General features: G+C 71.2%; 8 protein-coding genes and 1 pseudogene. 2 read left to right on the forward strand and 7 right to left on the reverse strand.

Going from position 1 to position 7670, the window contains the following annotated elements:
- The 4 genes and pseudogenes from BGM09_RS12405 to BGM09_RS12420 form a co-directional block, all read right to left on the reverse strand.
- Positions 1-486 (reverse strand): annotated as a pseudogene (locus tag BGM09_RS12405) (hypothetical protein); the annotation flags it as partial.
- Positions 483-1169 carry an aminodeoxychorismate/anthranilate synthase component II gene (locus BGM09_RS12410; protein WP_188281583.1) on the reverse strand — a complete coding sequence of 229 codons (687 nt, stop codon included), beginning with the start codon at positions 1167-1169 and terminating at the stop codon, positions 483-485. The gene BGM09_RS12410 and the pseudogene BGM09_RS12405, both read right to left, overlap by 4 nt.
- A complete protein-coding gene (locus BGM09_RS12415; RefSeq protein ID WP_188281584.1) occupies positions 1166-1366 on the reverse strand; it encodes a hypothetical protein in 201 nt (66 codons plus the stop codon). Before BGM09_RS12415 ends, BGM09_RS12410 begins: the two co-directional genes overlap by 4 nt.
- 120 nt (positions 1367-1486) lie before the next feature.
- On the reverse strand, positions 1487-2191 hold the full coding sequence (locus BGM09_RS12420; RefSeq protein ID WP_188281585.1) for a DUF881 domain-containing protein: 705 nt from the start codon (positions 2189-2191) through the stop codon (positions 1487-1489).
- 212 nt (positions 2192-2403) lie between these two features.
- On the opposite strand from BGM09_RS12420, the gene crgA reads away from it, so the two are divergent.
- A complete protein-coding gene (crgA, locus tag BGM09_RS12425) occupies positions 2404-2661 on the forward strand; it encodes a cell division protein CrgA (RefSeq protein ID WP_188281586.1) in 258 nt (85 codons plus the stop codon).
- Positions 2662-2968: 307 nt separating this feature from the next.
- On the opposite strand, the gene BGM09_RS12430 is transcribed toward crgA, so the two are convergent.
- Positions 2969-3823, reverse strand: a complete 855-nt coding sequence (locus tag BGM09_RS12430; protein WP_188281587.1) for a rhomboid family intramembrane serine protease — start codon at positions 3821-3823, stop codon at positions 2969-2971.
- Between the two features lie 133 nt (positions 3824-3956).
- On the reverse strand, positions 3957-4484 hold the full coding sequence (locus BGM09_RS12435; protein WP_188281588.1) for a peptidylprolyl isomerase: 528 nt from the start codon (positions 4482-4484) through the stop codon (positions 3957-3959).
- Positions 4485-4750: 266 nt separating this feature from the next.
- Between BGM09_RS12435 and BGM09_RS12440 the strand changes: the two genes are divergently transcribed.
- On the forward strand, positions 4751-5563 hold the full coding sequence (locus tag BGM09_RS12440; protein WP_188281589.1) for a DUF5324 family protein: 813 nt from the start codon (positions 4751-4753) through the stop codon (positions 5561-5563).
- Between the two features lie 193 nt (positions 5564-5756).
- Here BGM09_RS12440 and BGM09_RS12445 read toward each other — a convergent pair whose 3' ends face one another.
- A complete protein-coding gene (locus tag BGM09_RS12445; protein WP_188281590.1) occupies positions 5757-7364 on the reverse strand; it encodes an MFS transporter in 1608 nt (535 codons plus the stop codon).
- Positions 7365-7670 lie beyond the last annotated feature (306 nt).

A 7670-nucleotide genomic window follows, 5' to 3' on the forward strand; every position in this document is an offset into this window, starting at 1 on the left:
GTGCCCGGCGCCGCCGCGCTGCTGTGCCTGCGCCGCCTTCCGCCGCGCGGCCCGGCCGCCCTCGGCGTCGGGGCCGAGCACGGGACCCGCGGGCTCGGGGGCCGGTTCCGGGGCCGACTCCGTTGTGGGGAAGACGGATTCGAGGACGTCCTCCGGCGGCGGTTCGACGGCCGGCTGCTCGACCGGCCGTACGACGGGCTGCACGACCGTGGCCGTACCGAGGTCCAGTTCCTCGTAGGCAGGCTCCTCGTAGGCGGGTTCCTCGTAGGCGGGTTCCGGGAACGCCGGTTCCTCGTACGCCGGTTCCTCGTAGGCAGGCTCCTCATGGGCCGGCTCTTCGTACGACGGCTCGGGAACCGCGGGGGGTCTTCCGGGGAGGGGGTCGTTCAGGGGGTCGTCGAGCTGCTCGACAACGGCTTTGAACTGCCCGGTGTCCTCATAGGACATCGGGCCGTCCGAGGGGCGCTCCGGGCGGAGCGTGGTCACGCCCCGGCCCTCCCCGCAGGACTCCCCGGACCTCCGGCGCTCCCCGCGCCACCCGCCGTACCGACCACGGGTGCCAGGCCCTCGGAGCGGCCTACGGCCGCCGGATCACCGCACTCGGCAAGCCAGTTGGCCAGCATCAGATGGCCCCACTCGGTGAGCACCGACTCCGGGTGGAACTGCACGCCCTCGACGGCCGCGTCCCGGTGCCGCAAGCCCATGATCACACCGGACTCGGTCCACGCGGTGACCCGGAACTCCTCGGGCACGGTGTCGCGTTCGACGGCGAGCGAGTGGTAGCGGGTCGCGGTGAAGGGCGACGGCAGCCCGGCGAAGACGCCGGTCCCGTCGTGCGTCACCAGCGACGTCTTGCCGTGCAGCAGTTCCGGCGCGCGGTCCACGACCCCGCCGTACGCGACGGCCATCGACTGGAGGCCGAGGCAGACGCCGAAGACCGGCACCCCGGTGTCCGCGCAGTGCCGCACCATGTCGACGCAGACGCCCGCCTCTTCCGGCGTGCCGGGGCCGGGCGAGAGCAGTACGCCGTCGAAACCGTCCCGCGCGTGCGCGGGCTTGACCTCGTCGTTGCGCCGCACCTCGCACTCGGCGCCGAGTTGGTAGAGGTACTGGACCAGGTTGAAGACGAAGGAGTCGTAGTTGTCCACTACGAGAATGCGTGCGCTCATCGGACAGCGGCCGTCCCCGTCTCGCGTACGACGGCCATCCCGTTGTCGACGGTGACCTCGTTGAACGGCAGCAGCGGCTCCGCCCACGGAAAGATGTACTGGAAGAGGAGGTAGACGACGACCAGGGCGAGCACGAGCGAGATCGAAGCCCTCACCCACGCGTTACCCGGCAGATGCCGCCAGATCCAGCCGTACATGCGCTGCCTTCCTTCCTCTTCCCCGGAACAGAGTAAAGGGAGATCGGCGTGACAGGGGGCCCGGCTGGACAAAGGCTTCGGCATGCGTTCGCCAATGGTTCGGCCGGAGACGCCCGCCGCTCACGACGCCGGCTCCGCGTAGTGCAGGTCGGTCGAGCCCGAGTAGCCGGGCAGCGTGGTCCGCTTCTGCGCGCCGACCTTCCAGCCGAGGCCGTACGCGTTGACGTACTGGAGGTAGTTCTGGATGGCCGGGCTGTCGTTGAGCGCCTTGCGCAGCTTGGCCTGGTCGCCGACGGCGGTGATGCGGTAGGGCGGGGAGTAGACGCGGCCCTGGAGGATCAGGGTGTTGCCGACGCAGCGCACCGCGCTGGTGGAGATCAGCCGCTGGTCCATGACGCGGATGCCCTGGGCGCCGCCCTGCCACAGCGCGTTGACCACGGCCTGGAGGTCCTGCTGGTGGATGACCAGGTCGTTGGGCTGCGGGTCGGGGACGCCGGGGACCAGCGCGGTCGCGTTCGGCGGGGCGTCGTTGAGCGTCACGTCGATCGCGGGGCCGGTCAGCTTGTCGGTGCCCGCCGCCTTGTCGAGGGCGTCGAGCCTGGCCCGCTCGGCGGGGCTGACGCCGTCGCCCTGCCGGGTCAGCCGGTCCACGTCCTTGCGCACCCCGGAGAGCTGGTCCTCCAGCTGCTGATTACGGGTGTTCTTGGTACGTACGGTGTCGGACAGCTTCGGCAGCGGGTCGTCGCTGCGGATGTCGACGCCCTTGGCGGTGTTGAAGCTGGTCCAGAAGATCAGTCCGGCGAGCGCGAAGACTCCCGCACTCATGGTCCGCAGCGCTACGGTGCGGTGGGCAGGACGGGAGGGGGTGGGGGATACCCCGTCTGAATCCGTCACCGTACCCTGTCTCCTTATAACCCGAGGAAGCACTACGCTAACGGACGCCCGGAAGCGGTAGTGACCCTTACCAGGCCCAGAACCCGCCCGGCTTACCCCGCACACCCGCGCGGTTACGCAGCGCATCGACAGGAGCGTCCCTCGTGCCGAAGTCACGGATCCGCAAGAAGGCCGATTTCACGCCGCCACCGGCGAAGACGGCCACCGCCATAAAGTTCAACACCAACCGCAACTGGGTCGCGCCGCTCATGCTGGCGTTCTTCATCGTCGGCCTGGCGTGGATCGTGCTGTTCTATGTGACGCAGGGCAGTCTGCCCGTCGAAGCGTTCGGCAACTGGAACATCGTGGTCGGTTTCGGCTTCATCGCGGGTGGGTTCGTCGTGTCCACCCAGTGGAAGTAGCCGTCCCCAGCGGGGTGCCGGGGGCTGCGTCGGCGTGCCGCGCGAGCGGCGTCCGGACGTTTGTCCACACGGTTATCCACAGTGGGGAAAAGGTCGGAAGATCTGTGGATAACCTCTTCGAGGTTGACGCCGGTACGACCGGTGGCCAGGACGTCGGCCACCGGTCTTTCGCTGATCTTGGGCTTGTGCGGGCCTGAAACACGGTCTTCCGACGACTTGTGCACAACTTGCGAAGACCCGCCTACACGCTGTGGATAACGTGTGATCAACGCCAATGGACACGGGTCCACGGCCGCGAATCCGTCCCTCAGGACGTGACCTGCGCCACAGCGATCACGCTGAGCGCGATCGAGATCACCAGCACCGCCGCCGTGGTCCCCCACTGCACCAGATCGCGGCGCTCGCGCGGCGCGTAGGCCATCCCTATGGCGATCGCGGTGCCCGCCACCAGTCCGCCGATGTGGCCCTGCCAGCTGATGTCGGCCCAGGTGAAGGTGAACACGATGTTGAGCGCCAGCAGGATCAGCACCGGCCGCATGTCGTACCGCATCCGCCGCATGAAGACGGCGGTCGCGCCGAACAGGCCGTAGACCGCGCCCGAGGCGCCCAGGGTGAGCGACGACGGGGCGAGCAGCAGCACCAGCGCGCTGCCGCCGAGCGCGGAGACCAGGTAGAGCGCGAGATAGCGGGCCCGGCCGAGCATCCGCTCCAGCGGGGCGCCGATCCACCACAGCGACAGCATGTTGAAGCCGATGTGCAGGACCGCCTGGTGCAGGAACGCCGAGGTGATGAGCCGGTACCACTGGTCGGGGCCCTGGGCGACGCCGACGCAGCCGTGCTGCCCGAACGGGTCGTTGCCGCAGACCGCGTACAGCCCGAGGTCGTAGACCAGCCGGTCGCCGACCGCCTGGACCAGCAGGAACACCGCGACGTTCAGGCCGATGAGGATCTTGGTGATCAGGAACGGGTCGGCCGCGACCGTGCCGCCGGCGACCGTACGCGGCGCCGCCGTGTGCCGGCTGGCCTCGCTGACACACTCCGGGCACTGGAAGCCGACCGACGCGTTGACCATGCACTCGGGGCAGATCGGCCGGTCGCAGCGGGTGCAGCGAATACCGGTCTCCCGGTCCGGGTGCCGGTAGCAGCAGACCGCCTGGTCCATGAGCCTTCTCCCTGGATGAAGCGCCTCGCGATGCGGCGCGGAGGCGCTGAGACGCCCCGCCCACTCAGACGTGCGGGCGGGGCGCGATGTTCCCGAAGGGTACGGGATGCGGCCGGTGGACCGGCGGGCCGCGTCAGCGCTTCTCGATCACGACCGTCTCGATGACGACGTCGTCCAGCGGCCGGTCGGTGCGCGGGTTGGTCGGGGCGCCGATGATCGACCCGACGACCTTCTTGCTGGCGTCGTCCGCGACCTCGCCGAAGATGGTGTGCTTACGGGTCAGCCAGGTGGTCGGCGCGACCGTGATGAAGAACTGCGAGCCGTTGGTCGCCGGGCCCGAGTTGGCCATCGCCAGCAGGTAGGGCTTGTCGAAGGCCAGGTCGGGGTGGAATTCGTCGGCGAACTCGTAGCCGGGACCACCGGTGCCGTTCCCCAGCGGATCGCCGCCCTGCATCATGAACCCGGAAATGACGCGGTGGAAGACGGTGCCGTCGTAGAGCTTGGCCGTGGAAGGCCGGCCGGTACGGGGGTCGGTCCACTCGCGGGTGCCCTCGGCGAGCCCGACGAAGTTGTCCACCGTCTTGGGCGCGTGGTTCGGCAGCAGCCGGATCACGATGTCGCCGTGGTTGGTCCTCAGGGTGGCGTAGAGCTGCTCGGCCACGGTCTACCTTCCATAGTCTTCACTGACAGGGACAAATCCTTTCACGGACGCGGTGGCGCGCGCGGGGTTCCCCGAGGGTCCGTGGCAAGGGGGGCGGCGGCGCGCGTCGCGGGCCGTGTGGAGACGTGCCGGACGCCGGGACGAACCGCTCGGAGCGGGGACCTGACCCGTATGCGCGTCCGCACATGCCGGACCCGGCATCGGCAGGCATGATTTCAAACTGGGTGGAAAGGCGAAAACCGTACGCCACCGAGGAGGAGGATCCCGTGACCCGCATCGACAGCGTGCGCCACGCAGCCGACGTGACCAAGGACAGCGTGCGGCATGCCGCGGAGGTGGCGGCGCCGTACGCGAGCACGGCGAAGGACAACGCCGCGTACTACGCGCAGCAGGCCGGCGCGCTGGCCAGGCAGCAGTACGACGCCCATCTCGCCGACCGGGTCGACCAGGCCCGCGAGCAGGCGAAGTCGGCCGTGCCGCCGAAGGCCGCCGACGCGCTCGGCACCGCCGCCAAGCGGACCCGCCGCAGCGCGCGGGCCGCCGCCGACTACACCGCGCCGAAGGTGCGGGCGGCTGCCGACTACACCACGCCCAAGGTGGAGTCCGCCGTGACCGCGACCCGCTCGGTCGCGGGTCCCGCCAAGGATGAGGCGGTGCTGCGCGGTGCCGCCGCGCTGCACGCGCTGCGCGGCCAGGTGACCGCGGCCGAGATCGACGGGCTGGTCCGCAGGCGGGTGCGCCGCGAGCGCACCGGCCGGGCCTTCCGCGGTCTCGTCGTCGCCGGTCTCGTCGGCGGCGCGGCCTTCGCCGCCTGGAAGTGGTGGTCGAAGCAGACCAACCCGGACTGGCTGGTGGAGCCGCCGGAGGCGACCGACGTCGCCGACCGCGGTCCCGTGAACGGCAGCGGCACCCTCACCGTCGTCGAGCCGATCGGCCACCCCAACGGGTCCTCGCCGAACGGCACGATCGACCAGGTCGACGGCTCCATCGACGCCGATGGCCTCGACCCCGAGGTCGAGGCCAAGCAGGCCGACGCCGACCGCACCGACGACGAGGGGCGTGGCGGCACCTACCCGTAAGCGCTGACGCCGTGAGCACGGCGCCGCACGCGAACGACCTCGCCCCGTCAGGGGCGCGAGGAACTGCGCGGCCAGCCCCCACCCGCCGGTGGTCCGAGGACCACCGGTCCGCCCCGCCGGGGCCGGTGGTGACGTGCATGCACGTCGTGGCTGATCGCGCGGTCCCTCGCGCCCCTGGCGGGGCATTTCGCCGTCAGACGGCCGTGGCGGTGGCGGTCTTGGCCGCCTGCTCCGCAGGGGCTTCGGGGACGTCGAGCACGGCGGGGACCCCGCGGAGGGCGAACAGGGCGGCGACGGCGCCGATCAGCATCAGCGCGGCGGCTATGTAGAGCGTGCCGTGCATCGCGTCGGTGAAGGCCGACTTGGCGGCGGCGACGACCTGCTGACCGGTGGCGCCGGGCAGGGCGGCGCCGGTCTCGACGCCGGAGGTGACGGATTCGCGCGCGGTGGCGACCCGGTCGGGGGAGAGCCCGGCGGGCAGGGTGAGGCCGTCGCGGTAGAAGGCGCTGAGGACCGAGCCGAGGATGGCGATGCCGAGGGCGCCGCCGAGTTCCATGGCGGTCTCGGAAATGGCGGCGGCCGTACCGGTCCTGGTCCTGGGCACGCTGGCCAGCAGGGTGTCGGCGGTGACGGAGAAGACGAAGATCAGTCCGGCGCCGTTGACGACGAGCGCCGGGAGCAGCAGCCAGTAGCTGGTGTCCGCGCTGATCAGCCCGAACGCGGCGGTGCTCAGCGCCATGAGGAGCAGGCCGAACGAGACGGTACGGGCCCGGCCGATCCTCGGGATCAGCAGCGCGGACAGCGGCGCGGCGAAGGCGGCGGACAGCGGTCCCGGCAGCAGCGCGAGCCCCGCGGTCAGCGGCGACCAGCCGCGTACCACCTGGAAGTACAGCGAGAAGCCGAGGGACAGGGTGGTGGCGGTGAACAGCGTCACGACGTTGGAGCCGACGGCCCCCGCGAAGGCGGGGTTGCGGAAGAACCTCAGGTCGAGCAGCGGTTCGGCGAGGGTGGTCTGGCGGCGCAGGAAGAGGACGAGGGCGGCGACGCCGACGGCCGCGGAGATCCAGACGGCGTGGTCGTCGACGCCGTCGCGTGCGGCGGTCTTGATGGCGTAGATGACGCCGAAGAGCCCGGCGATCGACAGGGGGACGCTCGGCCAGTCCAGCCGTCCGGGACGCGGATTGCGGGACTCGGGGAGCAGGACGACGCCCGCGACGAGGACGGCGGCCATCACGGGGACGTTGATCAGGAAGACCGAGCCCCACCAGAAGTGGTCGAGCAGCGCGCCGCCGACGACCGGGCCGAGCGCGAAGCTGGCCGCGCCGATGCCGCTGCTGATGCCGATCGCGGTGGTCCGCTCCTTGGGGTCGTCGAAGGCGCTGCGGACCAGCGACAGGGTGGACGGCATGATCGTGGCCCCGGCCAGGCCGAGCAGCGCGCGGGACGCGATCAGCGTGCCGGGGCCGTCGGCGTAGGCGGTGAGCGCGGAGGCGGCGCCGAAGCCCGCGACACCCAGCAGCAGGAGCTTCTTGCGGCCGATCCGGTCGCCGATGTTGCCCGCCACGATCAGCAGACCGCCGAGGACGAAGCCGTAGATGTCCACGATCCACAGGAGCTGGGTGGAGGACGGGCCCAGCTCGCGGGACAGGGACGGGATCGCGTAGTTGAGGACGCTGTTGTCGATGCCCAGCAGTGCGGCGGCCACGCAGCAGATGGCCAGGACGGCCCAGCGGCGCCGGTGCGCCTGTTCGGCGGCGCCCCCGCCGCCCTTCACGTCGTCGTTCGGTGTCGTCGTCGTCATGGCGAGCAGCGTGCGGCGGCCCGCTGACGGCCGGCGTACCGACGGCTGACAGCGCCGGTGCGCGATCACCGTCGGCTGACAGCGCCGGTGCGCGATCCGGTCAGGACCCGCCGGGCGCGCGTCTCGGGACCGGTCAAGCCCGCGCGGCGGTGGTTCCCCGTTCGCTCAGTCCGCCGTGACGTACGCCGTCAGGACGGCGAGCGCCGCGTCGGGGTCGAGGGCGGCGGCCGACGCGCGCTCGCGCTCGTACGCCTCGTCGCCCAGCGCGGCGCGTACGGCGGCGACGGTCGCGGCGGCGTCCGGACC

The organism is Streptomyces sp. CBMA29 (genome assembly GCF_014596445.1).
Classification (GTDB): domain Bacteria; phylum Actinomycetota; class Actinomycetes; order Streptomycetales; family Streptomycetaceae; genus Actinacidiphila.